The 24615-nt window shown below is 74.6% G+C and carries 20 protein-coding genes; 13 read left to right on the forward strand and 7 right to left on the reverse strand.

Annotation, left to right across the window (positions count from 1 at the left end; translation table 11 throughout):
* Window positions 1-99: 99 nt before the first annotated feature.
* A complete protein-coding gene (locus OG823_RS24290) occupies window positions 100-1377 on the forward strand; it encodes an ROK family protein (RefSeq protein ID WP_371481811.1) in 1278 nt (425 codons plus the stop codon).
* Between the two features lie 165 nt (window positions 1378-1542).
* On the opposite strand, the gene OG823_RS24295 is transcribed toward OG823_RS24290, so the two are convergent.
* Complete coding sequence (locus OG823_RS24295) at window positions 1543-2634, reverse strand: sugar ABC transporter substrate-binding protein (RefSeq protein WP_371481812.1); 1092 nt, start codon at window positions 2632-2634, stop codon at window positions 1543-1545.
* Window positions 2635-2898: 264 nt separating this feature from the next.
* Here OG823_RS24295 and OG823_RS24300 point away from each other — a divergent pair, with 264 nt between their 5' ends.
* The 6 genes from OG823_RS24300 (at window position 2899) to OG823_RS24325 (ending at window position 10061) form a co-directional block, all read left to right on the forward strand.
* On the forward strand, window positions 2899-4110 hold the full coding sequence (locus OG823_RS24300) for a sensor histidine kinase (RefSeq protein WP_371481814.1): 1212 nt from the start codon (window positions 2899-2901) through the stop codon (window positions 4108-4110).
* An 11-nt stretch (window positions 4111-4121) separates the two neighbouring features.
* Window positions 4122-4790, forward strand: a complete 669-nt coding sequence (locus tag OG823_RS24305) for a response regulator (RefSeq protein ID WP_371481816.1) — start codon at window positions 4122-4124, stop codon at window positions 4788-4790.
* A 143-nt stretch (window positions 4791-4933) separates the two neighbouring features.
* Complete coding sequence (locus OG823_RS24310) at window positions 4934-5209, forward strand: SHOCT domain-containing protein (protein ID WP_371481817.1); 276 nt, start codon at window positions 4934-4936, stop codon at window positions 5207-5209.
* The gene (locus OG823_RS24315; RefSeq protein WP_371481819.1) at window positions 5206-5958 is read left to right on the forward strand and encodes an ABC transporter ATP-binding protein; all 753 of its coding nucleotides are present in this window, start codon (window positions 5206-5208) and stop codon (window positions 5956-5958) included. The genes OG823_RS24310 and OG823_RS24315 overlap by 4 nt, the downstream gene beginning before the upstream one ends.
* Window positions 5955-8534, forward strand: a complete 2580-nt coding sequence (locus OG823_RS24320) for an ABC transporter permease (protein WP_371481821.1) — start codon at window positions 5955-5957, stop codon at window positions 8532-8534. Before OG823_RS24315 ends, OG823_RS24320 begins: the two co-directional genes overlap by 4 nt.
* 231 nt (window positions 8535-8765) lie before the next feature.
* Window positions 8766-10061: a PP2C family protein-serine/threonine phosphatase gene (locus OG823_RS24325; protein ID WP_371481823.1), complete on the forward strand. Its 1296-nt coding sequence runs from the start codon at window positions 8766-8768 to the stop codon at window positions 10059-10061.
* Window positions 10062-10196: 135 nt separating this feature from the next.
* Here OG823_RS24325 and OG823_RS24330 read toward each other — a convergent pair whose 3' ends face one another.
* Window positions 10197-10352 carry a hypothetical protein gene (locus tag OG823_RS24330; protein ID WP_371481825.1) on the reverse strand — a complete coding sequence of 52 codons (156 nt, stop codon included), beginning with the start codon at window positions 10350-10352 and terminating at the stop codon, window positions 10197-10199.
* Between the two features lie 126 nt (window positions 10353-10478).
* Between OG823_RS24330 and OG823_RS24335 the strand changes: the two genes are divergently transcribed.
* The 5 genes from OG823_RS24335 to OG823_RS24355 all read left to right on the forward strand — a co-directional run bounded on the left by OG823_RS24335 (window position 10479) and on the right by OG823_RS24355 (window position 15276).
* A complete protein-coding gene (locus OG823_RS24335; protein WP_371481827.1) occupies window positions 10479-11108 on the forward strand; it encodes a TetR family transcriptional regulator in 630 nt (209 codons plus the stop codon).
* Window positions 11109-11205: 97 nt separating this feature from the next.
* Window positions 11206-12045 carry a serine protease gene (locus OG823_RS24340; RefSeq protein WP_371481829.1) on the forward strand — a complete coding sequence of 280 codons (840 nt, stop codon included), beginning with the start codon at window positions 11206-11208 and terminating at the stop codon, window positions 12043-12045.
* Window positions 12046-12171: 126 nt separating this feature from the next.
* On the forward strand, window positions 12172-12783 hold the full coding sequence (locus OG823_RS24345; protein ID WP_371481831.1) for a TetR/AcrR family transcriptional regulator: 612 nt from the start codon (window positions 12172-12174) through the stop codon (window positions 12781-12783).
* The gene (locus OG823_RS24350) at window positions 12767-14401 is read left to right on the forward strand and encodes an acyl-CoA dehydrogenase family protein (protein ID WP_371481833.1); all 1635 of its coding nucleotides are present in this window, start codon (window positions 12767-12769) and stop codon (window positions 14399-14401) included. The genes OG823_RS24345 and OG823_RS24350 overlap by 17 nt, the downstream gene beginning before the upstream one ends.
* Window positions 14398-15276, forward strand: coding sequence for an amidohydrolase family protein (locus tag OG823_RS24355; protein WP_371481835.1), 879 nt, complete (start codon window positions 14398-14400; stop codon window positions 15274-15276). The genes OG823_RS24350 and OG823_RS24355 overlap by 4 nt, the downstream gene beginning before the upstream one ends.
* A 443-nt stretch (window positions 15277-15719) precedes the next feature.
* Here the strand turns inward: OG823_RS24355 and OG823_RS24360 are convergent, their stop codons facing one another.
* The 3 genes from OG823_RS24360 to OG823_RS24370 all read right to left on the reverse strand — a co-directional run bounded on the left by OG823_RS24360 (window position 15720) and on the right by OG823_RS24370 (window position 20426).
* Window positions 15720-18764 (reverse strand): BTAD domain-containing putative transcriptional regulator, encoded by a 3045-nt coding sequence (locus tag OG823_RS24360; RefSeq protein WP_371481837.1) that lies wholly within the window; start codon window positions 18762-18764, stop codon window positions 15720-15722.
* A gap of 211 nt (window positions 18765-18975) precedes the next feature.
* Complete coding sequence (locus tag OG823_RS24365) at window positions 18976-19524, reverse strand: hypothetical protein (RefSeq protein ID WP_371481838.1); 549 nt, start codon at window positions 19522-19524, stop codon at window positions 18976-18978.
* A gap of 119 nt (window positions 19525-19643) precedes the next feature.
* Entirely contained in the window at window positions 19644-20426 is a 783-nt protein-coding gene (locus OG823_RS24370; protein WP_371481840.1) for a 4'-phosphopantetheinyl transferase superfamily protein, read from the reverse strand.
* A 212-nt stretch (window positions 20427-20638) separates the two neighbouring features.
* Here OG823_RS24370 and OG823_RS24375 point away from each other — a divergent pair, with 212 nt between their 5' ends.
* Window positions 20639-22435, forward strand: a complete 1797-nt coding sequence (locus OG823_RS24375; protein ID WP_371481841.1) for a choice-of-anchor A family protein — start codon at window positions 20639-20641, stop codon at window positions 22433-22435.
* Between the two features lie 201 nt (window positions 22436-22636).
* Here the strand turns inward: OG823_RS24375 and OG823_RS24380 are convergent, their stop codons facing one another.
* Together OG823_RS24380 and kynU are read right to left on the reverse strand one after the other, a co-directional pair.
* Window positions 22637-23284, reverse strand: coding sequence for a TetR/AcrR family transcriptional regulator (locus tag OG823_RS24380; protein ID WP_371481843.1), 648 nt, complete (start codon window positions 23282-23284; stop codon window positions 22637-22639).
* Between the two features lie 55 nt (window positions 23285-23339).
* On the reverse strand, window positions 23340-24578 hold the full coding sequence (kynU, locus tag OG823_RS24385) for a kynureninase (protein WP_371481844.1): 1239 nt from the start codon (window positions 24576-24578) through the stop codon (window positions 23340-23342).
* Between the last annotated feature and the right edge of the window lie 37 nt (window positions 24579-24615).

Consider the following 24615-nt stretch of genomic DNA (forward strand, 5'->3'; position numbering starts at 1 on the left):
CGGCCCGGCCGACCGGCACCCGGAGCGGCGGGGTCGGCGCTTACAGTTGCGGAGGCAGAGAGCTGATCAACAGCACCCCATCGTTGCGCGGAGGCGACCATGAGCTCCCACCCGGCCGCCGGAGCAGCTCCGGCCTCGGACCGGAGCCCCGATCCGGGGCCGGGCGCCGAGCCCGAGCAACCCTGGAGCAGACAGCGGCTCCGCAGCAACAACGAGTGGTTGCTGCTGGAGCGGCTGCGCACCACCGGGCCCGCGTCGCGCGCCCAACTGGCCCGGGACACCGGCCTCTCCAAGCCCACGGTCTCGGCCGCGCTGGCCACCCTGGAGCTGGCCGGACTGGCCCGGGAGGCCGGTCTGCTGGCGCCGGGGCGGGGGCGGACCGCGGTGCTGTACGAGCCGGATCCGAGCGCGGGCCACGTGCTCGGTGTCGACATCGGCCGGGGCCGGCTGCGGATCGCGGTCGCCGACCTGGCCGGCGGGATCAGGGCCCGCCGGGACGTCCCGAACCGGGGCAGCAGCGCCGACGAGGTGGCGGACGCCGTGCTCGGCGAGGCCCGCGCCGCGATCGAGGAGGCCGGGATCGAGCCGGGCGCCGTCGTGCACGCCGCGATCGGCACCCCGGGTGTCTGGGACGAGTCGGAGCAGCGCGTCCGCTACGCCGCCCAACTACCGGGCTGGGGCCGGCGCGGGCTCTTCGACCGGATCCGGGAGGCGCTCGGCACCACGATCAGCGTGCACAACGACGCCAATCTGGCGGCCCTGGGCGAGTACGCGCGAGGTGCGGGTGTCGGCTCCCCGCACTTCGTCTACCTGCTGATCGGTACCGGGGTGGGGATGGGCGTGGTCTCCGGCGGCAAGCTGCAGCGCGGGGCGCACGGCGCGGCCGGCGAGATCGGGTTCCTGCCGCTGCCGGGCCCGTACGGCGGTGCGCACGCCGACTCCGGCGCCGAGCCGGACCAGCGGCGCGGCATGCTGGATTCGGCGGCCTCGGCGGAGTCCGTGGTCCGTACGGCCGCCGAGTTCGGTCTGCGGGGCGCGGCCACGGCGAAGCAGGTCTTCGACGCGGCCCGGGCCGGCGATCCGGCCGCACTCGCCGCCGTCCAGCGCGAGGCCGAGCAACTGGCCTACGTGGTGGCGGTGGTGTCCTCGGTCATCGACCCGGATCTGGTGGTGCTGGGCGGTGGCATCGGGCACAGTTCGGATCTGCTGATCGACCGCGTGGAGGAGGCCCTGGCCGCGCTCACCCCGCTGCGCCCCCGGCTGGCGCCCAGCCTGCTGGGCGACGAGGCGGTGCTGATCGGCGCGCTGTCCACGGCGCTGCGCACCGCCCGCACGGAGGTGTTCGACCGCCGCTCGGCCGCGGTGGCCCGGGCGTAGCAGGAGGCTGCCGCTGGCCCCGCCGATCGCGTCACCCGTGCGGTTGCGCGGTCCGCGGTCCGCGGTCCGCCGTCCCGGCTGCGGCCGGTGAGTCCCGTCACCGGCCGCAGCAGTCGTGGGGCTCCGCGCCCGGTGAGGTACCGGGAGGTGCGGGCCGAGGGCGGGCTACTGGATGCCGGCCGCCGCGCAGGCGTCCGTGAACGCCGCGGTGCAGACCTCGTCCTTCGTGTACAGGCCACCGTCGATCACCGTGACGGCGACCTTCGCCTTGGTCACCACGATCGGGGTCAGCAGCATCGAGGGAATGTGCGCCCCGTTGCTCTCGGTGATCGAGCTGGCGACGGAACTGACGTCCAGTCCCTTCAGAAGAAGAACGGCGATGGTGCCGGCCGCATCCGTCTCGGGCTGGTACGGCTTGTAGATGGTGTACGTCTGCTCACCGGTCAGCACCCGCTGGACGGCGTCGACCGAGGCATCCTGGCCGCCGACGGGGACGTTTTTGATGCCGGCGGCCTTGAGGGTCTCGATGACCGAGGCGGCCATCCCGTCATTGGCGACGTAGACCGCCTGGAAACCGGTCTTTCCGAGCTTGTGGATGGCGTCGTTCATCTTCTGCGCCGCCACGTCCGGCTTCCATTCGCCGGACTGCTCGTAGACGATTCCCTTGACCTTGCCGTCCAGGGACTTGTGCGCCCCGGACTTGAACGACGCGGCGTTCGGGTCGGACTCGGCGCCGTTGATCATCACGACGTTGGCGTCGGTGGCCTTCGGGCCGAGCGCGTCGAGCAGGGCGTTGCCCTGGAGCTCACCCGTCCTGGCATTGTCGAAGGAGACGTACGCGGCGACGTCGCCCGAGGCCAGACGGTCGTAGGCGACGACCTTGGCGCCCTTGGCCTTGGCCGCCTCGATCCACGGCGCGGTGTCCTTGGCGTTGACCGGGTCGAGCAGGATGACCTTGACGCCCTTTTCCAGAAGAGCGTCGAACTGCATCTTCTGGGTCGTCTCGTTGTTGTCCGCGTTGGCGTAGTCGATGGTGCACTTGGTGCAGAGGGACGCGACGGATTTCTCGATCAGTGGCTTGTCGAATGCCTCGTACCGGGTCGACGAGGACTTCTCCGGCAATAGCAGGCCGACCGTGGTGTTGGCGATGCTGTCCGCGCCCGGGCCCGAGCCCGAGGACCCGCACGCGGTGAGCGAGAGAAGTGCGAGCGAGAGCGCGGCGGAGCCGCTGATGGTGCGACGCGTCCATGCGTTCATGCGGGGTGGTGCCTCCAGACTGCGCCGCTTCGTCGCGGCCGACGTCGGAGTCAAACCCTCTGTAGCACTTGCCGTCAATAACTAAAGGCCACTTAGCCCCGGAGATGCATAATTCGTTATCTTCTTAAAGTTGACGGGAATGCGACAACTACTGTCAGGTATAGACCACTGGGCGGAGTAAAACGCCGTACTCCCGGGGGAGTACGTCCGACTGCCACGCCGGGCTGACGCGCCGTCCGGCCCGACCGGTCTAGCCTTCCGGTCATGGCCCCCGAACCCGACGCCCCCGCGCCCTGGCGCCCGCCGTGGGTGCGCGCCGCCAAGGCCGGCTGGCCGGTGGCCTCCGCCCTGGCGGTCGCCGTGATCCAGGTCGGCGGCAGCACCGTGGCGGCCCGGCACCAGTCGGGCCGGGTCCCGCTGGACGCCCTCGGCTACCTGCTGCTCCTGCTCGGCCCCGCGCTGCTCGTGCTGCGCCGCCGCCGGCCGGTCGCCGTGGTGGCGGGCGTGTCGGCCGTCACCATCGGCTACCTGCTGGCCGGCTACCCGTACGGCCCGTTCTTCGTGAGCCTGGTGGTCGCGGTCGTCGCCGCCGTGCAGAGCGGTCACCGCCGGGCGGCCTGGACGGCCCTGGGGGCCGCCTACCTGGCGCACGCCCTGGTCGGCTTCGCGCTGCCGGCCGACTGGTCGCGGGCGGGAACGCCGAGGCTCCCCTGGTGGCAGGAGCTGGGCGCCACCGCCTGGCTGCTGCTGGTGGTCGCGGTCGCCGAGATCCTGCGCTTCCGGCGCGAACGCATGGCCGCGCACCGGGAGTTCCAGCTGCAGGCGGAGCGTCGTCGGGCGGACGAGGAGCGCCTGCGGATGGCCCGCGAGCTGCACGACATCCTGGCCCACAGCATCTCGCTGATCCACATCCAGGCGGGCGTCGCACTGGAACTGCTGGACACCCGGCCCGAACAGGCCCGCACCGCGCTGACCACGATCAAGAGCGCCAGCAAGGAGGCGCTAGGCGAGGTGCGCCAGGTGCTCGGCACCCTGCGTACACCCGGCGCCGCCGCCCCGCGCGGCCCCGCGCCGGGGCTGGCCCGCCTGGACGAACTGGCCGGACAGGCCGGGCGGGCGGGCCTGGCGGTCACGGTCGACGCGGTCGGCCCGCCGAGGCCGCTGCCGCCCGGCGTCGACCTGGCCGCCTTCCGGATCGTCCAGGAGGCGCTCACCAACGTGATCCGCCACTCGACGGCGCGCCGCGCGAACGTCCTGCTGGACTGGCGGGAGGCGGCCGCCCTGACCGTCCGGGTCGAGGATCCGGGCCCGGCCGGGCACGGGGACGCCGGCGGCTCCGGCAGCGGACTGGTCGGCATGCGCGAGCGCGCGGCGGCGTTCGGCGGCACTCTGGAGGCCGGCCCGCTGCCGGAGGGCGGCTTCCGGGTCCGCGCCGTGCTGGCCACCGGGCCCACGGCCGGACGGGGCGGCGAGTGAGGGAGAACGCGATGATCCGGGTCCTGCTGGCGGACGACCAGGCGTTGGTCAGGGCGGGCTTCCGGGCCCTGCTGGACGCGCAGGACGACCTCCGGGTGGTCGGCGAGGCGGGCGACGGCGAGGACGCCGTGCGCCTCGCCCGTGAACTCACCCCCGATGTCGTCCTGATGGACATCCGGATGCCCCGGCTGGACGGTCTGGCCGCCACCCGACGGATCGCGCGGGATCCGGCCCTGGACGCCGTCCGGGTGGTCGTGCTGACCACCTTCGAACTCGACGAGTACGTCTTCGAGGCACTCCGCTCGGGCGCCGCCGGCTTCCTGGTGAAGGACACCGAGCCGGCCGACCTGCTGCGCGCCGTGCGGGTCGCCTCGGCCGGCGACGCGCTGCTGTCGCCGGGGGTGACCCGCCGGCTGATCGGCGAGTTCGCCGCCCGCTCCAAGGCCCCGCAGGCCACGGCCGCCGGCCTCGCGCTGCTCACCGAACGCGAACGCGAGGTGCTCACCCTGGTGGGGATGGGCCTGTCCAACGAGGACATCGCCCGGCGCCTGGTGGTCAGCCCGCTGACCGCCAAGACCCACGTCAGCCGGGCCATGGTGAAGCTCGCCGCCCGCGACCGCGCCCAACTCGTGGTGCTCGCGTACGAGTCCGGACTGGTCCGGCCGGGCTGGCTGGGCTGAGTACGCCCGGCGGCCCGGTCTACTCCCCACGCGGTATCCGCACGGCCGCTGCCGGTACGACGCGCCCGCGCGCCCTCGGCGGAATGCTCGGAGTACCCCGGAAACGTCCGGGGAGGAGCCCGCCACCGAGGAGATGAACCGTGATGACCACCCTGTCGGCCGCCCACGACTGGAACGGCCCCGGCCCCTGGATCCTGCTGGTCCCGCTGGTCTGGATCGCCGTGGTGTCCCTGGTCGTCCTGGTACTGCGCCGGACCGCCCGGCGGCGCGGCTGCGCCGCCGGCCGCCCCGAGGGTCCGCTCGCGGTCCTGGGCCGCCGCTACGCCGAGGGCGACATCGAGGCCGACGAGTACCGGGCCCGGCACGCCGTGCTCACCGAGACCGGGGACACCCGCCCGCGCAAGGGCGGGGCCGCGTGAGCGCGCTCGACGTCGTGACCGCCGCCGCCCGGGTCACCGACGCCGTGAAGGACCACGGCGTCGGTGACACCCGGGTCCGCGCCCTGGACCACGTCACGGTCGAGTTCCCCGCCGGCCGCTTCACCGCGATCATGGGCCCCTCCGGCTCCGGGAAGTCCACCCTGATGCACTGCGCGGCCGGGCTGGACACGCTCACCTCGGGCAGCGCCCACCTCGGCGGCACCGAACTCGGCACGCTGGACGACCGCCGCCTCACACTGCTGCGCCGGGAGCGGATCGGCTTCGTCTTCCAGGCCTTCAACCTCGTCCCGACCCTGACGGTGCGGGAGAACATCACCCTCCCGCTGGACCTGGCGGGAACCGCGCCCGACCAGCGGTGGCTGGACACCCTGATCGGGGTGACCGGCCTCGGCGACCGGCTGCACCACCGCCCCGGCGAGCTCTCCGGCGGCCAGCAGCAGCGGGTGGCGGTGGCCAGGGCGTTGGCCGGCCGGCCCGAGGTGGTCTTCGCGGACGAGCCCACCGGCAACCTCGACTCCCGCAGCGGGGCCGAGGTGCTCGGCCTGCTGCGGACGGCGGTGGACGGGATGGGCGGCTGCGTGGTCATGGTCACCCACGACCCGGTCGCCGCCGGGTACGCCGACGGGGTGCTCTTCCTCGCCGACGGCCGGCTGGTCGACCGGATGCCGTCCCCCACCGCCGACGGAGTGCTGGACCGGATGAAGGCCTTCGATCGGGGGCGGTCGTGACCCCGGTCGCCGCCACCCTGCGGATCTCGCTGCGCTCGCTGCGCGCCCACCGCCGGCGGCTGGCCGGCACCCTGCTGTCCGTCCTGCTCGGCGTCAGCTTCCTGACCGGCACGATGGTGCTCGGCGACACCCTGCGGGCCAATTTCGACACCCTGTTCGCGGACGCCGACGCCGGCACCGACGCGGTGGTCCGCAGCGCCGACGTGCTGGACTCCCCGGGCACCCCCGGCGGCGTACGGGCCCCGCTGGACGCCGCGCTCGCCGAGCGGCTGCGCACCGTCCCCGGGGTGGCCGCCGCCGAGGCGTCCGTCCTGGGCGCCGGCCAGCTGGTGGGCGGCGACGGCCGGCCGGTCGGCGGCCAGGGCCCGCCCACGCTGGCCGGCAACTGGCTCGCCGACCCCGTGCTCAACCCCTACCGGCTGGCCGAGGGCCGGGCACCGGCGGCGCCCGGCGAGGCGGTGATCAACCGGGGCGCGGCGAGGAGCGGCGGGCTGCACCTGGGCGACAGCACCGTGCTGCGCACGCCCGATCCGGTGCGGATCACCGTCGTCGGCATCGCCACCTTCGGCGGGAGCGCCGACGGGATGGGCCCCAGCACCTTCACCGGCCTGACCCTCGACGACGCGGAGCGCCACCTCACCCCGAAGGGGGCCGGGCAGGCGAGCTCGGTCCAGGTACGGGCGACGGCCGGCACCTCCCAGGCCGAGCTGGTCCGGGCGATCACCCCGTGGCTGCCGTCCGGCGTCGAGGCAGTCACCGGGGCGGCCGCCACCGCCGAGAGCACCGAACAGGTCTCCGGACGGTTCCTGGACCTGTTCACCACGCTCCTCCTGGTCTTCGCGGGCATCGCGCTGCTGGTGGCGACCTTCACCATCCACAACACCTTCGCCATCGTGGTCGCCCAGCGCACCCGGGAGAACGCCCTGCTCAGGGCGCTCGGCGCGGCGCGGGGGCAGGTCCTGGGGGCGACTCTCGCGGAGGCCCTGGCGGTCGGCCTGCTCGCCTCGCTCGGCGGGCTGCTCGGCGGGGTCGGCGTCGCCACCGGCCTCAAGGCGCTGTTCTCGGCCCTCGGCTTCTCGCTGCCGACGGGTGGCACGGTGGTCAGTGCCGCCGCCGTCGTGCTGCCGCTCGTCGTGGGCACCCTCGTCGCGGTCGGCTCAGCGCTGCTGCCCGCCGTCCGGGCCGGCCGGACCGCTCCGCTCGCCGCGCTGCGGGAGGCCGCCGTGGACCGCGCCGCCGAGGGCCGGGCCGGGTGGCTGCGGCCCGCGGTGAGCGCGGCGCTGCTCGCGGGCGGAGTCCCGGCGACGGTGCTGGGCGCGAGCGACGGCCCGTCCGTGGCGCTGACCGCGGCCGGGGCACTGGCCGTGCTCGCCGGGGTGGTGGTGCTCGGCCCCGTCGCGGCCGCCCGCGCCGTGCGGGTGCTGGGCACCCCGCTGGCCGCCCTGCGCGGCGTCTCGGGCGTCCTGGCGGCCCGCAACGCCGCCCGCAACCCCCGGCGGACCGCCGCCACCGCGACCGCGCTGATGATCGGCGTCGCCGTGGTCACGCTGTTCACCGTCTTCGGAGCGTCCGTCAGGGCGACCCTGGACCGGACGGTCGCGGACTCCTTCGCCGGCGATCTGGCGGTCACCGCGCCCTCCTTCGGAGCCGGTGGCAGCGGAGTCAGCCCCGAACTCGCCGACGCGCTCGCCGCACTGCCCGAAGTCCGGCAGACGGTGGGTCTGGGCCGGGGCGTCGCCCGGATCGACGGCCACGGCCGCACCCTGGACGTCACCGACCCGCCCCGGCTGGCCGGCGTCCTCGACCTCGGCCGGGTGGACGGATCGATGGCCGCGCTCGGCACCGACGGCCTCGCCGTCTCCCGGGGCGAGGCGGCGAGCCGCGGGTGGCGGCTCGGCAGCACCGTCACGGTGGGCTTCACCGACGGCGTCACGGGCCCGTTCACCGTCCGGGCGCTGTACGAGGGCGGCACCCCGGCCGGCGACTACCTGGTCACCCGGGAGGCCTGGGCCCCGCACCGGGGCCAGGACAGCGACACCCTGGTGGCCGTCGCGCTCAGGGACGGCGTGTCGCTCCCGGACGGCTCGGCCGCCGTCCGGCGGGCCGCCGCGCCGTTCGGGGACCCGCAGGTGCAGGACCGCGACGCGTACGCGGCGAGCGCCGCCTCGGGCGTCGACATGATGCTCTCGGTGGTCTACGCCCTGCTCGCGCTGGCCGTGCTGATCGCGCTGCTGGGCATCGCCAACACGCTGACCCTGGCGGTCCACGAGCGGACCGGCGAGCTCGGCCTGCTGCGGGCGGTCGGCCAGACCCGGGGCCAGCTGCGCGCGATGGTGCGCTGGGAGTCCGTGCTGGTCGCCGCGTTCGGCACGGTCGGCGGCCTGGGCCTGGGGGTGTTCCTCGGCTGGGCGCTGGTCCGCGCCTCGGACCGCGCGGGGACCGGTTCGTTCGCCGTCCCGCCGGTGCAGCTCGCCGTGGTGCTGGGCGCGGGACTGCTGGCCGGCGCGGTGGCGGGACTGCGGCCGGCCCGGCGGGCGGCCCGACTGGAGATCCTGCACGCCGTCGCCGCCACCTGAGCACGCCACCTGAGCACGCCCGCTGAGCACGCCCGCTGAGCACGCCACCTGAGCACGTCCGCTGAGCACGCCACCTGAGCACGTCCGCTGGGCACCACGTGCCGGCACGCGCCACCACGTGCCCGCCGGGTGCGACCACAGCCGTTCCGGAGCGCCGCCGGGACGGCTGTGGGCGATGCTGGAGGCGCCGACCGCCGAACGCCGGTGGCCGCCCCGCGCGGGAGGAGAGCGATGCAGAGCCGTGCCCGCCCGGGAGCGGAGCTCGTGCGCTGGGTGCCCGCCGCGATCCTGGCCCTCGGCGTCGGCGTCGACCACTTCACGCCCGACGGCTACAACGGGGGCCCGCTGCTGGCCGTCGCCTGCGTCACCGCCGGGGCGACCCTGCGGCTGCGGGCCACCCTGCTGGTCTGGGCGGTGGCGGTGCTGGCCGCCGTCGGGCTCTCGGCCCACCACGGGACCTTCGGGCACGCGCGCGGTGCCAGCGAGATGGGCAACGTGCTGCTCGCCGGCCTGGGAGCGCTGTACGTCAACCAGGTGATCGCCCGGCAGGACCGGCGCCTCACCGCGGTCGCCTCGGTGGCCGAGGCGGCGCAGCGGGCGGTGCTGCCCGTCCCGCCGGCCACCCTGGGGCCGCTGTGGATCGCGGCCCGCTACGAGGCCGCTCAGAGCGAGGCACGGATCGGCGGCGACGCCTACGCCGTGCAGCGCACCCCGTACGGCCCCAGGTTCCTGATCGGCGACGTCCGCGGCAAGGGGATGGGTGCGGTGGGCGCCGTCTCCGTCCTGCTGGGTGCCTTCCGGGAGGCGGCCGAGAACGCACCGGACCTGCCCGCGCTGGCCGCCCGGTTGGAGCACGCGCTGCTCCGGGAGGGCGAGCGCCGGCAGGACCTGGACCGGGAGGAGGGCTTCACCACCGCGCTGCTGGGCGAGATCACCCCGGACGGCGGAACGCTGCGGCTGCTCAACCGGGGGCACCCGCCGGCCTATCTGCTGGAGGGCACCGGCGTGCGCACGCTCTCGCCGGCGGAGGCGGACCTGCCGCTGTCCTTCGGCGGGCTCGCGGCCCGCCGCACGGTGCCGGACGTCTTCGAACTGCGGCCGAAGGCCGTCCTGCTGCTGGTGACCGACGGGGTGACGGAGGCACGCGACCGGGCCGGGGAGTTCTACGACCCGGCGGCCCGGCTCGGGTACTGGGGGCCCTATCCCTCGCCGCGGTCCGTGATCGACACCCTGACCCGCGACGTCGCCTTCTGGACCGGTGGGCGCAGCACGGACGACATGGCGGTGCTCGCGATCACCAGGGTGGTGGCGGCCGACGACGGGGCGCCGGGGTCCGCCGGGCGCCGGTCAGCCCAGGTGCCAGAGGGTGCCGTGGGCGGTGGCGGTGGTCGCGGCCAGCACCGCGAGGTCGGCGACGCCGAGCAGGACGCCCAGCAGGGCCCGGCCGCGGCGCGCGGTGCCACGGACGAGTGCGAGGACGCCGAGCGTGACGGCGAGCGGGCCGAGCGCGATGTTGAAGAGCAGTAGGCCCGGCAGACCGAGCAGGAAGGAGGCGACGGCCAGGTTGTCCGCTTCGGCGACGGTGCGCGGGCGGGTGGTCGGGGTGGTGCTGTTCACAGGGTGCTCCTCGGGTGGTCGGGCCGTTCCGTCGGGCGGGAGGGATCAGCGGTGCCGGAGCCGGGCGAGGCCCTCGCGGGCGCCGAAGGCCAGCAGCCAGGCGGCGATCGCGGCGGCGGCGAGGAGGAAGACGGGCAGCGGGGTGTGGGCGGCGGCGCCGATGAGGATTCCCATGGCGACCAGCGCGGCGAGGAGGATCATGGTGCGGCCTTTCTGCGGGTCGGCCGGTGACGGCAGGACGGTTCGGCGAACAGTTGGGATGACAAGTGTTCGCCGAGTTCCACTCTACGCTGGCGGAAGTCGGCAAACAGTTGTTTACTGAATGACGTGAGTCACAGTGTGGGGATCAGACAGGCCCAGAAGCAGCAGAGCCGGCGCGCGTTGATGGACGCGGGCCTGCGCCTGCTGGAGGCGCAGAACCTCGCCGGCCTCGGCGTCCGCGAGGTGACCCGGGCCGCCGGGATGTCCCCGGCGGGGTTCTACCGGCACTTCCGCGATCTCGCCGACCTCGGCGTCGCCCTGGTCGAGGAGTCGCTCGCCAGCCTGCACGTGCTGGTGCGCGCGGTCCTGGAGGAGCGCGGCGGGGCCGAGGAGTTGATCGACCGTACGGTCGAGGTCATCGAACTGCACGTGCGGGCCAACCCGGCTCACATGCGCTTCCTGGCGCGCGAGCGCCACGGGGGAGTCCGGCAGGTGCGCGAGGCGATCGCGGCGGAGCTGGGCCGGTTCGCCGAGGAGGTCGGCGCCGCGCTCGCGCGGCAGCCGGCCTCGCGCGGCTGGGACGCGGGGGAGCTGCGCATGCTCGCGCAGCTCTACGTCGAGCACATGGTGTCGACCGCCGCGTCCTTCCTGGAGGCGCCGCCCGAGGACCCGGCGGTGGCCGCGCGGATCGCGGCCACCGCCCGGATGCAGTTGCGGCTGGTCAGCCTGGGCCGCCGCCACTGGAAGGACAACTGACACCTCGTCGACGCGGCCTCTCGGCGGCGCGGGCATCTTGACATCTGGTCATGCTCGCGCCAATTTTGGTGCACCCCACACACCGAGAGGCCCTCCCATGAAGAAGCCGCTCATAGGCGTGCTCACCGCACTCCTGCTGGCCGGGGCGAGCGCCCTCGCCGGCGCCGCCCCTGCCGCCGCCACCGTCACGGCCACCCCCGCCGTCACCGTCAACTTCGCCGGGACGGTGGCGCTCAGCAACTGCTCCGGCTCGCTCGTCCGCCTGCCGGCCTCGGCGGCGGGCGACCCGGCCCTGATCCTCACCAACGGCCACTGCCTGGAGAGCGGCATGCCCGCCGCCGGCCAGGTCGTCGTCAACCAGACCTCCAGCCGCACCTTCACCCTGCTCAGCGCCTCCGCCGCCCGGCTCGGCACGCTGCGCGCCGTCAAGGTCGTCTACAGCACCATGACCGACACCGACGTGACGCTCTACCAGCTCGACAGTACGTACGCCTCGATCACCTCGCGCTACGGGATCTCCCCGCTCACCCTCTCGGCGAGCCACCCGGTGCAGGGCACCTCGATCAAGGTCGTCTCCGGGTACTGGAAGAAGACCTACTCCTGCTCGGTCGACGGTTTCGTCTACCGCCTCAAGGAGGGCGGCTGGACCTGGAAGGACTCGCTGCGCTACACCTCCAGCTGCGACACCATCGGCGGGACCTCCGGTTCGCCCGTGATCGACACCGCCACGGGTGAGGTCGTCGCGGTGAACAACACCGGCAACGAGGACGGCGCCAGCTGCACCGTCGACAATCCCTGCGAGGTCGACCAGAACGGCGTGGTGACGGTCCGCAAGGGCATCAACTACGCCGAGGAGACGTACGGGATCCCGGCCTGCTTCGCGGCCGGAAACCGTCTCGACCTCACCCGCGCGGGCTGCGCGCTGCCGCGCCCGTAGCACCCCGTTCCACTCCGGTGGCACCCGTTCCACCCCGGTGGGCCGCCCGCGTCGCGCGGGCGGCCCACCGGCGTGTTGTGGCGCGCCCCCTGGTCGAAGTATTGAATCGGTGATTCAATACTTCGCATGCCCTATCGACGCACACCCGCCGTCCAGGCCCGGTTGGACGCCCAGCGCGAGGCGGTGCTCCAGGCCGCCGTCGGGCTGCTCGCCGACCGGGGCTACGGCGGGTGCTCGATGGCGGCGGTGGCCGACCGGGCCGGGATCGCCACCGGCAGCCTCTACCAGCACTTCGCCAACAAGGCGGAGCTGTCCGTGGAGCTGTTCCGCCGGGTGGTCACCCGGGAGATCGCCGCCGTCAACGAGGCCGTGGCCCGCCGGGACACCCCGCAGGCCAGGGTCGCGGCCGTGGTGGAGACCTTCGCCGCCCGCGCGCTCAGGGCGCCCAGGCTCGCGTACGCGCTGCTGGTCGAGCCCGCCGACGCCGTCGTGGACACCGAGCGGCTGGTCTTCCGCCGGGCCTTTCGCGACGTGATCGCCACCCAGGTCGCGGCGGCCGTCGCGACCGGCCACCTGCCCGCCCAGGATCCGGATCTCACCGCCGCCGCACTGGTCGGCGCCGTCGCGGAGGCCCTGGCCGGGCCGCTCGCCGCCGGCTCCACCCCGGCCGAGGTGACTCCCGGCCTGGTCTCCTTCACCCTTCGTGCCCTGGGAGGACGCGATGTCACCGACGCATGAGGTCACCAACCAGGCGCCACTGCCCTACGGGCACGACACCGCCGCCGACCCGGGCCTGATCGAGGCCCTGCACCGGGCCGGCGCGGGCTGGGCCGAGCCCGAGCTGCACCAGCTCGGCGTCCTGGCCGGCTCCGAACAGGCCGCCGAGTGGGGCAGGCTGGCCAACGAGCACCCGCCGGTGCTGCGCACCCACGACCGCTTCGGGAACCGGATCGACGAGGTCGAGTTCCACCCGCACTGGCACGACCTGATGCGCACCGCCGTGAGCCACGGCCTGCACGCCGCGCCCTGGCGCGACAACCGCCCCGGCGCGCACGCGGCCCGCGCCGCCAAGTTCCACGTCTGGAGCCAGGTCGAGGCCGGCCACACCTGCCCGATCTCCATGACGTACGCCGCCGTCCCGGCCCTGCGCGCCACCCCGGCGCTCGCCGAGGAGCTGGAGCCGCTGCTCGCCGCCCCCTCGTACGACTTCGGGTTGCGCGATCCGCTCACCAAGCGCGGCCTGATCGCCGGCATGTCGATGACCGAGAAGCAGGGCGGCTCCGACGTCCGCGCCAACACCACCACCGCCACCCCGCACGCCGACGGCGGCTACCGGCTGAACGGCCACAAGTGGTTCACCTCGGCGCCGATGTCCGACCTGTTCCTGACCCTCGCCCAGGCCCCGGGCGGCCTCAGCTGCTTCGTGCTGCCGCGGGTGCTGCCGGACGGCTCCCGCAACCGGATCCTGCTCCAGCGGCTCAAGGACAAGCTGGGCAACAGGTCCAACGCCTCCGCCGAGATCGAGTACGACGGTGCGCTGGGGCACCTCGTCGGCGAGGAGGGGAGCGGGGTGCGGACCATCATCGAGATGGTCAACATGACCCGGCTGGACTGCACCCTCGGGGCGGCCGCCGGCATGCGCCTGGGCGCCACCCGGGCGCTCCACCACGCCATCCACCGAAGGGCGTTCGGGGCCGCCCTGGTCGAGCAGCCGCTGATGCGCAACGTACTGGCCGACCTGGTGGTGGAGTCCGAGGCGGCCACCGCCGTCGCCATGCGGCTGGCCGCCGCCACCGACGCCGCACTCGCGGGCAACGAGACCGAGGTGCTGGTCCGCCGGCTCGGGTTGGCGGTCGCCAAGTACTGGGTCTGCAAGCGCGGTCCGGCGCACGCCGCCGAGGCCCTGGAATGCCTGGGGGGCAACGGCTACGTCGAGGAGTCCGGAATGCCCCGGCTCTACCGCGAGGCGCCGCTGGTGTCGATCTGGGAGGGCTCCGGCAACGTGGCGGCGCTGGACGCGCTGCGGGCGATGGCGAAGCGGCCGGAGAGCGTCCAGGCGTTCCTGGGGGAGCTCGACCTGGCCGCCGGGGCGGACCGCCGGCTGGACGCCGCCGTCGCGGCCCTGCGCAAGCAGCTCGGCGACCTCACCGACCTGGAGTACCGCACCCGGCGCCTGGTCGAGGCGATGGCACTGGCGTTCCAGGGCTCCCTGCTGGTGCGGTACGGCAGTGCGGCGGTGGCCGACGCGTTCTGCGCCTCCCGGCTGGGCGGCGACCACGGCGGTGCCTTCGGCACCCTGCCGACCGGCCTGGACACCGCCGCGATCCTCGCCCGGGCGACCCCGGTGGCGGCGTGAGCGCGGCCGAGGTCCGCTCGTTCTGGCAGAGCCTGGACCTGCCGGGCCTGGTCGACGTGCACACCCACTTCATGCCGAAGAGCGTCCTCGACAAGGTCTGGGCGTACTTCGACGCCGCCGGGCCGCCGACCGGCCGCCCCTGGCCGATCGCCTACCGCGAGGAGGAGGGCGAACGCGTCCGGCGGCTGCGGGAGTTCGGCGTCCGGGCGTTCACCGCGATGCTCTACCCGCACAAGCCCGCGATGGCCGCCTGGCTCAACTCCTGGGCCGCCGGCTTCGCCGCCCGCACCCCGGACTGCCTGCACACCGCGACGTTCTTCCCCGAGCCGGGGGCGGCCGACTACGTGGCGCGGGCACTCGACGAAGGAGCCCGGGTCTTCAAGGCCCATCTGCAGGTCGGTGGCTACGATCCCGCCGACCCGCTGCTGGACGAGGTCTGGGGCCTGCTCGCCGAGAGCGGCACCCCGGTGGTCACGCACTGCGGCTCCGGCCCCGTCCCCGGCAAGCACACCGGACCGGGGCCGATCGGGGCGGTCCTCGGCCGGCACCCGGAACTACCGCTGGTCGTCGCGCACATGGGCCTGCCCGAGTACGGGGAGTTCCTCGACCTGGCCGAGCGGTACCCGCGCGTCCGGCTGGACACCACCATGGCGTTCACCGCCTTCACCGAGCGGGACAACCCCTTCCCGACCGCCGAACTCCCGCGTCTGCGCGCCCTCCAGGACCGGATCCTGCTCGGCACGGACTTCCCCAACATCCCCTATCCGTACGCGGACGCGCTGCACGCCCTGGCCGGGCTGGGCCTGGGCCCCGAGTGGCTGCGGGCGGTCTGCCACGACAACGCGGCCGGACTCTTCGGCCTGCCCGACGCCTGACCCGCTCTCGGACCACCGTCGCGAGCAGCCGCAGCGCGTCACCGTGCAGGCCCGGCGCGGCGGCGAGGAAACCGTCGGAGGCCGGCGTCCAGGGCGCCCCGCGGGTGTCCGTCACCAGGGCGCCGGCCTCGCTCGCGATCAGCGCCCCCGGCGGGGGGTCGCCCGCGTCCGGTCCGTACTCCCGGAACAGCCCGAGGCGGCCGGAGCCGACGCAGGCGACCTGCAGTGCGGTCGGGCCGAGGTCGCGCACCGCCAGGACCTCGGCCGGGAGCGCCGACTGCTCGCGACCGGCGGGCCGACCGACCGGTCTGCCGGCCACCGTCTGCTGTCCCGACCCCGGCGGGCTGTACCGGTTCACCACCGACACGCTCGGTCCGCTCGGGGCGGCCCGCGCGGAGACCGCGATCGTCGGCCGCGCGGTCAAGCGCGCGGGTGTCGTGCTGTCAGCATTCGGCGCCGGCCCGGTCCATGCGGGGCGAGCCCGGCGATCCTGAGCGCGCGGCGGGCACCGTGTCCACGGGCCGGCCGTCGGTGGGCGGCTGCCCGGCCACGGCCGGCAGACGGAGCGCGGCGGCCGGGGCCGCGAGCAGCTCCTCGATCTCGCCGACCAGCGGCGAGTCGGTGCCGACGAGCGCTCGCAGGGCCTCCCGCCAGTGCGCCGCGGCCTCCTCGCCGAGCCCGCGGGCGCGCAGGATCAGCCCGTGGACGTGGTGGGCGAGGCCCTGCGCGTAGGTGTCGGAGCGCTCGTCGGCCATCGCGAGCACGGTCCGGCACTCGCGTTCGGCCTCCTCGTCGCGGTGCAACCCGTGCAGCGAGCGCACCAGGCCGAGCCGGGCCTGCACCTCGTGGTGCCAGTCGTCCATCCCCGACATCAGGCGCACGCAGGTCTCGAAGTGGGGGAGCGCCTGAGCGGGTTCGCCCAGGGTGAGGTGGGCGTACCCGATGTTGGTGCGCGCCGCCTGGTGCACGAGGCGGTCGCCGAGCCGTTCGCCGATCTCCAGGCTCAGCGAGTGGCACCGGATCGCCAGCCGGGGGTCGGCCCCCTCGTGCAGGTTGCCCAGGGTGCTCAGGGCGATCGCCTCCTCGCGGTCGGCCCCGCGGCTGCGGGCGATCAGCAGGCACTCGTCGAGCACGGCGATGGCCTCCTCGATCCGCCCGAGATCCTGCAGCAGCAGCCCGCGGTTGCCCAGGGCCGGCTGCACCCGGTCGTCGTCCCCGAGCGTGCGCCAGATCGCGATCGCCCGCTCGTTCAGGTCCAGTGCGGTCTCGAACCGGCCGGCCATGTAGTGCGCGGCCGCGAGGTCGCTGAGCGCCTGCGCCCGGCCCGGTTCGTCGCCGAAGTCGTGGGCGGCCGCCAGCGCGATCTCGTTGAGCCGGCGCAGCGCCTCGATCCGGCCCCGCCGCTGGAGGTAGGGGAAGAGCGCCTGGACCATCGCCGCCACCGTGCGGTGATGGGCGGGCTGCCGGCCGTAGGTGGTGGCGAGCGCGCCGATGTTGCCGAGCTCCCGGTCGCACCAGGCGAAGGCCGCCGGCCCGTCGGCGAACGGCTCCGCCTCGCCGAGCGGCTCGGGCAGCCGGCGCGCGCGCTCCCCCCACGGGCCGAGGATCGCCAGCACGGTCTCCCCGGCGGTCGCCGTGTACCAGCGCAGCGCCCGGTCGGCGGACCTCTCCAGATCGTCGCCGTCGCCGAGGCGGACGGCCAGCTCGCGGGCGAAGTCGCGGACCAGGTCGTGCGGCGCGTAGTGGCCGAAGTCGGTCTCCTCCAGCAGCGCGACGTCCACCAGCCGGTCCAGCGCGGCCGCCGCCCTGGCCTCGCCGGTGTCCATCAGCCGGGCCAGCAGGGGCACCCCGTACTCGGCGAGGTCGACGGCGCCGATCCGGCGCAGGGCGAGGGCGGCGTCGCGGTCGTCGCCGCGCTCGGAGGTGAGCAGCGCGTCGTGGGCGACGGCCAGCGAGCGGCGCACGCTCAGGTCGTCGTACTCCAGCTGGTCGAGCCGGCGCTCCTGGTCCGTGAGCAGTTCCACCAGGGACTGCGCGCTCAACGCCCGGCGGACGGCCAGCCGGGCGGCGACCACCCGCAGGGCGAGCGGCAGCTGGCCGCAGAGCTCGACCAGGCGCCGCACCGCCGCCTCGTCGCCCCGGGCCGGGCCGCGGCCGGACGCACTGGCGATCAGGGCGGTGCTCTCGTCGGCGGTGAGCGGCGCGAGCGGGACGGACACCGCGCCGTCCAGCGCGGCCAGCGGCGGCCTGCTGGTCACCAGTACCGCGCACCCGGGCTCGGCCGGCAGCAGCGGCCGCACCTGGGCGGCGGAGGCGGCGTCGTCGAGCACGATCAGGGTGCGGGTGGCGTCCAGGGTGGAGCGCAGCAGGGCGGAGGCGCCGTCGGCGTCGGCCGGGATCAGCCGGGGCTCGACCCCGAGACCGCGCAGCAGCGCGCCGAGCGCCTGGATCGGGCCGAGCGGCGCCATGCCCGGGGTCGCGCCGTGCAGGTTCAGGAAGAGCTGCCCGTCGGGGAACCCCTCGCGCAGCGAGCGGGAGACGTGCAGGGCGAGCCCGGTCTTGCCGACGCCGGCCATGCCGCTGACCACCACGACGGCCGGCTGGCCGCCCGCCGCCGTCAGGGCCGCCCGGACGGCACCGATCTGCTCGGCCCGTCCGACGAAGTGGGCGGGTGGGACGGGGAGCTGCGCCGGTCTGGGCCGGGCCGCGACGGCCGGGGGCTTTGGCGGCTCCTCCTCGGGTCCGACCGGAACGGGATCGCGCAGGATCTCCCGGTGGGCCTCCTGGACGGCGCGGCCCGGTTCGACCCCGAGCTCGTCGACCAGGGCGCGGCGCAGCGCGTGGAACACGGCGAGCGCCTCGGCCTGCCGGTTGGTCCGGTGCAGGGCGAGCATCAGCTGCCGGTGGAAGGCCTCCCGGTACGGGTGCTCGCGGGTCAGCGAGCCGAGCTCGGCCGCCAGGTACTGGTGGCGGCCGAGCTGGAGCTCCGCGTCGAAGCGCCACTCCAGCAGTTGCAGGCGCTGGTCGACCAGCCGTTCCACGATCGGGTGGTCGGCGAAGTCCGGGACGTCGGCGAGCGGGCGCCCGCGCCAGAGCTGCAGGGCGGCGGCGGTCTCCCGGGCGACGGTGGCCCAGTCCCGCTGCTGGTGCGCCGTGCGGGCGGCCGTGAGCCCGGCGGCGAACAGGTCGGTGTCCAGTTCGCCCTCGGCTACCTGCAACAGGAACCCCTGCGGCACCGCGAGCAGCCGCGCCGCGCCGCCCTCGGCGAGGGCCCGGCGCAGCCTGGCGACATGGTTGTGCAGCGAGGCGGTGGCGGTGGCGGGTGGACGGTCGCCCCACAGCGCCTGCCGGAGGGCGTCGAGCGGCACCGGGCGGCCGGGCCGGAGCAGCAGTGCGGTCAGCAGCACCCTGCTCTTGAGCGCTCCGACGGCGCGGACCTCGCCCGCGTCGTCGAGCACGGTCAGTGGGCCGAGCAGGCCGAATCGCATCTGACAACTCCCCCCGGGGCCGGTGCTGGTCGCCCGTCAACTCGCCGCCGAAGGACCTGTTGGTGCCATGTTAGTGGTCCGTTGGTGGCGCCCGGCAGGATCGTGCAGGTGATGAGCCGCCCGCTGCCGGACGGTCCGGCTACGGGGGGCCGGATCGCCCGGCAGCGGGCGGCTCATCACGTGTCGGGCGCCGCCGTGGGCGGACGCCGCGTCAGACCCCGGTGCTGGAACCCGGGCGGATCACCATCAGTACGACCACCACGGCCCACAGCAGGTTGAACACGCCGGCCGTCATCGGCAGCAGGCGCAGGCCCTGCACCGCCCTGGCGCGCTCCTGGTCACCCGCGCCGTCCGCCGTTCCGGCCACGGCCACAGGCGCTCCCTCGACCGCCGGCGCTCCCTCGGCCGCCGCGGCCGGGCCGAGGGCGTCCACGGCGGCCTGCTGGGCCGGCAGCACGAACAGCAGCAGCGAGAGCGCGGCCAGCGCGGTCAGCACCATCGAGACGATCAGCCAGGGCTGACCGAGGACGCCCATGACCTGCGCCAGCCCGATACCGAGGACGGGGACGGCCAGACCGAGCATCGCGTAGACCTGGGTGATCCGGTGCAGGACGCGCACCGAGCCGGTCTCCGAGGCGAGGTCGGGCCCGCCGGCGAGCGCGGCGCGGGCCCGGGCCGGGAACATGCTGACCGCCACCGCGACCGGGCCGATGAACAGCACCGAGACGAGGACGTGCAGGCTCAGGAGGAACTTCGCCATGGGGGAGGACCTTTTGTGCGGGGGCGGACAGTGCGGTGGGGCGTCCACCGGAGCGAAGCCCCCCGCACGCTAACATCGCCCCCGTGGCGCCCCCCGGCCGGGTGGCGGCCGGGCCGCCGCTACCCGGCGAACACCGCCGCGTGGGCCGGGACGGGCGGCCGGGTGCTCACGGCGCAGACCGACGCCCCGGCCTCGACCGCCCGCCCGGCCCGGTCCTGCGGCGCGCTCCGCCCGGGCCCGTCCCGGTGGTCCGGCAGGTGGGGCGCGTCCCGCCAGTCGAGAACGTGCAGGTCCTCGTGCCGGCTGCGCAGGGGGGCGTCCCCCTCGACGTCCGGCGGCAGGGCGGAGAGGTCGAGCCGGTCGAGGGTGTCCAGGGTGGCCCGACCGATCTTGATCATCGCCTCCTTGCGGACCCACTGCCGGAGGAACGCCCGGGACGGGTCGGCCTGAGCCCGTACCTGGTGCAGTTCGCCCTCGGTGAGGACCCGCTCGGCGACCCCGACGGCCGGGCCGCCCCGCTGGGGCAGTTCCACGTCGATGCCCACCGGCTGCCACCCGGCGGCCGCGGCGACCACACCCCGGGTGTGGGAGAGGCTGACGTGCACGTCCGGCAGGCCGATCAGGTACGGCTTGCCGTGTTCGTCGGTGCCGCAGCCGGGGCAGTGCTGGGCCAGCGTCAGTCCGGCCGCGGGGATGCCGAGCAGGCGGGCGGCGCAGAGTCGCACCAGGATGTGTGCGGCAGTGAAGTCGATCCGTCCGGATTCATGGTGGAATCGGGAGGCCCGGCGTTGCTCCAGCGCGGTGAGCAGGTGCCCGCCCGCCTCCGGGTGCCGCAGGACCTCGCCACTGGCCGACGCCACCACCAGTGGGCCGTCCCCCTCGTACGCGTCGCGCCGGCTCACCGTGCTCCCCCTTCGATCGCCGCCCCCAACCTATGAGCCGTCGCCTGATCGGACAAGCGGCGCCGCCGGTCGGACGAACCACGTGATCTTCGGGCAAACCGGGCGGCGTGGCGCCGGGAACCTCTCCGACACCCGGGCTTGGATGGACACATCATCAGATGAGCGGTGGCTGATGGGGGGTGGCCCGCTCCCGTGCGCGTAAGGGGCAGTCCATGACTTCAGAGGTCGGCACCACCGAGCCGGTCGAGCCGGCGGGTCCGGCGGCCGAGGCCCCGCCGGGCCGGCAGCGACGACTGGTCAGAGTGGCTCTGATCGCCGGGCTCACCCTCGCTCCCATGACGGCCCTGCTCAGCATCGGCACCGCCGCGCCCCTCGCACCACCGCTGGGTCCGTGCAGCGGCCCGGCCTGTCCCGACACCTTCCCGCCGGTCAACAACGGCGACTTCGCCGGGCGCGACGCCACCGTCAACATCTTCACGGGCGGCTACTTCCGGGCCTCCCAGCGAGCCGCCGAGGCCGAGGGCAAGATCGTCACGCTGGGCGACTTCACCGTGGACAAGGACGGCGGCGGCTCCTTCAACACCGCCGTGGCCGGCGTCGGCTCGCGGGTCGTCCCGCCGGACGGCACGGACTTCGTCACCGTCGGCGGCAACGTCGACGTCAAGACCGGCAACACCCTCTTCGTGGGCGGCGTCGACTCCAAGGGCGCCGCGTTCGGCGATCTCAGGTACGCCGGAACGCTGACCGGCACGACCAGCATCACGCCGACCGGCACGGCGATCCACGACCCGAACGCCGCCGATCCCTACCTCGACGTACTCGACCAGATCGAGACCGCGTCGAGCTGCACCGGCAAGGCGGCGGCGACCGGGACGGTGACGCTGACCTCCTTCGACGTCACCTTCACCGGTGACGGTACGAGCGCGAGGCAGGTCTTCAACGTCACCGGGGACCTGACCAGTCCGAGCGGCGGCCCGGTGGACATGGTCTTCGCCGGCATTCCCGCCGGCGCCACCGTGATCGTCAACATGCTGTCCGAGGGAGCGGTGATCAACACCAACACCGGCTTCGACGGGACGCAGACCGCCGACCTGCGGCCCCGACTGATGTGGAACTTCCCGACCGCCACCACCTCGACCATCAAGGGCGGCGCGCAGTTCCAGGGGTCGGTCATGGCGGGCAACCCCGCGAACACCATGACGCTCGCCCAACCCGGGATCAACGGCCGTGTGTACCTCGCCGGGAACCTGGAGCTGACGGGCACCTCCGGGACGGAGATCCACGCGTACCCGTTCGACGGCGACCTGCCGGAGTGCGCGAGTCCTTCGCCTTCGCCGAGTCCTTCGCCTTCGCCGAGTCCGAGCCCGAGTCCGTCGCCTTCGCCTTCGCCGTCGCCGAGCCCGTCCCCGTCCCCGTCCCCGTCGCCGTCGCCGAGCCCGAGTCCGTCCCCTTCGCCGTCGCCGAGCCCGTCCCCGTCCCCGTCGCCGAGCCCGAGTCCGTCGCCGTCGCCGAGCCCGTCCCCGTCCCCGTCGCCGAGCCCGAGCCCGTCGCCGAGCCCAAGCCCTTCGCCGAGCCCGAGCCCGTCCCCGTCCCCGTCGCCGAGCCCGAGTCCGTCGCCGAGTCCTTCGCCCTCTCCCTCTCCGTCGCCCAGTCACTCGTACTCCCCGCGCCCCAGTCCGAGTCACAGCTACAGCCCGAGCCCGAGTCACTCCCCGTCGGTGACACCCTCGCCGAGTGCCAGCCCCAGTCCGAGTCACAGCTACAGCCCGAGCCCGAGTCACTCCCCGTCGGTGACACCGTCGCCGAGTGCGAGTGCGAGTGCGAGTGCGAGTGCCAGCCCCAGTCCGAGTCACTCCCACTCGCACAGCCCGGGGGTGAGCCCCAGCCCGTCGCTGCCCTCCACCGGTGGCAGTGGGAGCCCGGTCGTGCTGGGCCTGGCGGCGGCCGCGCTGCTGGCGGGTGGCGGCCTGGTCGTGATGGTCGTCCGCCGTCGTGGACGCCACAGCTGATCCGCCACGGCTGATGCGCCGTTGACCGGCTGACGCCGCAGTAGGAGGCCGTCCGGGGCCCACGGGCCCCGGACGGCCTCCTCGCTCGTCCGGCCACTGATCGGTGTCGGTGTCGGTGTCGGCGGGGACGTGCGGGCGGCGGGTCGGATCGTGGCCCGTCCCGGGGGCGTCGCCACCGTCACGAGGGGGGCGGCGGGGCGGTCAACGGCGGCAGCTCGAAAGGGCCGTCGCCGGGGCCGGGGCGGCGAGCATGGCGGCGGAGACGACCGTCAGGTCGGCAAGGAACGTCTCCTCGTCGGTCAGCGGCACGGTGTCGGAGAGGTACTGCTGCGCCCGCCCGGCCAGTGCGGCGCACACCAGCGTCAGGACGTGGTCGATCCGCTCCAGGCGGATCGGTTCGGGCAGATTCAGGATCCGGTTCTCGACCAGTCGGATCACCGCCCGGTGGCCGCCGCCGGCCTGGGGCGGCCACGGGCTCCCGGGGCGTACTCCGCCCGCGTGGCCGAGCTGGGCGGAGATCCGCAGGCAGTGGCGACCGCGACCGGTCCGCAGTTCGGTCGCCTCGGCGGTGATCAGCGCGCCGAGCAGCTCCGGCAGCGCGGCCCCGTCGAGCCCGGGCAGCCACGGCGCGAGGGCCCGCTCGGTGCGGTCGCGGCTGCCGGCCATGATCGCGTCGAGCAGGCCCTCGCGGGAGCCGAAGTGGTACTGCACGGCGGAGGGGTTGCCCTGTCCGGCGAGCCGGGTGATGTCCCTGGTCAGGGCCGCTTCGACACCGCGGGTGGCGAACAACTGCTCGGCGGCGCGCAGCAGCTTCTCGCGGGTCTGGTGGCCCGCCGACGTCCTTGCCATGCGACCAGGTTGATGCTTGCCGTGGGCGACGGCAAGACCGCGCCCGGCGCGGGTGCTACGTCACCGCCCCGCGCCGCCCGAACCGCTCGGCCCGCCACTCGCCGGACTCCAGGACCTCCGCCAGATGCCGCGCCGCCTCCCAGACCTCCGCGTACGACAGGTAGAGCGGGGTGAAGCCGAAGCGCATCAGATCGGGTGCCCGGAAGTCGCCGATCACCCCGCGCTCGATCAGCGCCTGCACCACCGGGTACCCGTCGGGGTGCCGCAGTGCGACCTGGCTGCCCCGGCGGGCGTGCTCGCGCGGCGTGACCACCTCCACGTCCAGCGGCTCGACCAGCGCGATGAACAGGTCGGTCAGCGCCAGGCTCTTCGCTCGGACGGCCCGCAGGTCGACCGGCTCCCAGACGTCCAGGCTCGCTTCCAGCGCGGCCTGGCCGAGCAGCGAGGGCGAGCTGGTGAGGAACCGCCCGATCCCGCCGGTCGGTTCGTAGCCGGCCTCGAACGCGAACGGCCGGGCATGGCCGAACCAGCCGCTCAGCGGCTGCACGGCGGCATCCTGGTGCCGCTCGGCCACGTACAGGAACGCGGGTGAACCAGGGCCGCCGTTCAGGTACTTGTAGGTGCAGCCGACCGCGAAGTCCGCACCGCAGGAGTTCAGTTCCACCGGCAGCGCACCCGCCGAGTGGCAGACGTCCCAGATCATCAGCGCGCCGGCCGCCCGCACCCGCGCGGTGATCGCGGCCATGTCCAGCAACTCGCCGGTGCGGTAGTCGACATGGGAGAGCACCACGGCCGCGACGTCGTCGTCGAGCCGGGCCTCCAGCTCCTCGGCGGAGGACAGCAGGACGCTGCGGGCCCCCTCGAACAGACCGGTCACGCCCTCGGCGATGTACAGGTCGGTCGGGAAGGCCGCGCCGTCGCCCAGCACCGTCCGCCGTCCCGGCCGCAGCCGCAGGGCCGCCGACAGCACCTTGAACAGGTTGACCGAGGTGGTGTCGCACACCACCACCTCCCCGGCCGAGGCCCCGACCAGCGGTGCGATCCGCCCGCCGAGCCGGTACGGCTGCTCGAACCAGCCGGCCTCGTTCCAGCTGCGGATCAGCTCCTTGCCCCACTCGGCCTCGACGGTCCGGCGTACCCGCTCGGGGGTGCGCACCGGCAGCGCGCCGAGCGAGTTGCCGTCCAGGTAGATCACGCCCTCGGGCAGGCTGAACTCCTCGCGCAGCGCCGCGAGCGGATCAGCCGCGTCCAGCGCCTCGCACTCGGCACGGGTGATCACGGCCCGAAACCCCACGTCATGTCCTTCCGTCGATCGTTGTGTCCCCGCGCGT

The organism is Kitasatospora sp. NBC_00315, assembly GCF_041435095.1.
Classification (GTDB): domain Bacteria; phylum Actinomycetota; class Actinomycetes; order Streptomycetales; family Streptomycetaceae; genus Kitasatospora.

Coding starts and splice junctions, on each gene's coding strand:
- OG823_RS24290 (WP_371481811.1), top strand. CDS start 100: ATGAGCTCCCACCCGGCCGCCGGAGCAGCTCCGGCCTCGGACCGGAGC.
- OG823_RS24295 (WP_371481812.1), bottom strand. CDS start 2,634: ATGAACGCATGGACGCGTCGCACCATCAGCGGCTCCGCCGCGCTCTCG.
- OG823_RS24300 (WP_371481814.1), top strand. CDS start 2,899: ATGGCCCCCGAACCCGACGCCCCCGCGCCCTGGCGCCCGCCGTGGGTG.
- OG823_RS24305 (WP_371481816.1), top strand. CDS start 4,122: ATGATCCGGGTCCTGCTGGCGGACGACCAGGCGTTGGTCAGGGCGGGC.
- OG823_RS24310 (WP_371481817.1), top strand. CDS start 4,934: ATGACCACCCTGTCGGCCGCCCACGACTGGAACGGCCCCGGCCCCTGG.
- OG823_RS24325 (WP_371481823.1), top strand. CDS start 8,766: ATGCAGAGCCGTGCCCGCCCGGGAGCGGAGCTCGTGCGCTGGGTGCCC.
- OG823_RS24330 (WP_371481825.1), bottom strand. CDS start 10,352: ATGATCCTCCTCGCCGCGCTGGTCGCCATGGGAATCCTCATCGGCGCC.
- OG823_RS24340 (WP_371481829.1), top strand. CDS start 11,206: ATGAAGAAGCCGCTCATAGGCGTGCTCACCGCACTCCTGCTGGCCGGG.
- OG823_RS24345 (WP_371481831.1), top strand. CDS start 12,172: ATGCCCTATCGACGCACACCCGCCGTCCAGGCCCGGTTGGACGCCCAG.
- OG823_RS24350 (WP_371481833.1), top strand. CDS start 12,767: ATGTCACCGACGCATGAGGTCACCAACCAGGCGCCACTGCCCTACGGG.
- OG823_RS24360 (WP_371481837.1), bottom strand. CDS start 18,764: ATGCGATTCGGCCTGCTCGGCCCACTGACCGTGCTCGACGACGCGGGC.
- OG823_RS24365 (WP_371481838.1), bottom strand. CDS start 19,524: ATGGCGAAGTTCCTCCTGAGCCTGCACGTCCTCGTCTCGGTGCTGTTC.
- OG823_RS24375 (WP_371481841.1), top strand. CDS start 20,639: ATGACTTCAGAGGTCGGCACCACCGAGCCGGTCGAGCCGGCGGGTCCG.
- OG823_RS24380 (WP_371481843.1), bottom strand. CDS start 23,284: ATGGCAAGGACGTCGGCGGGCCACCAGACCCGCGAGAAGCTGCTGCGC.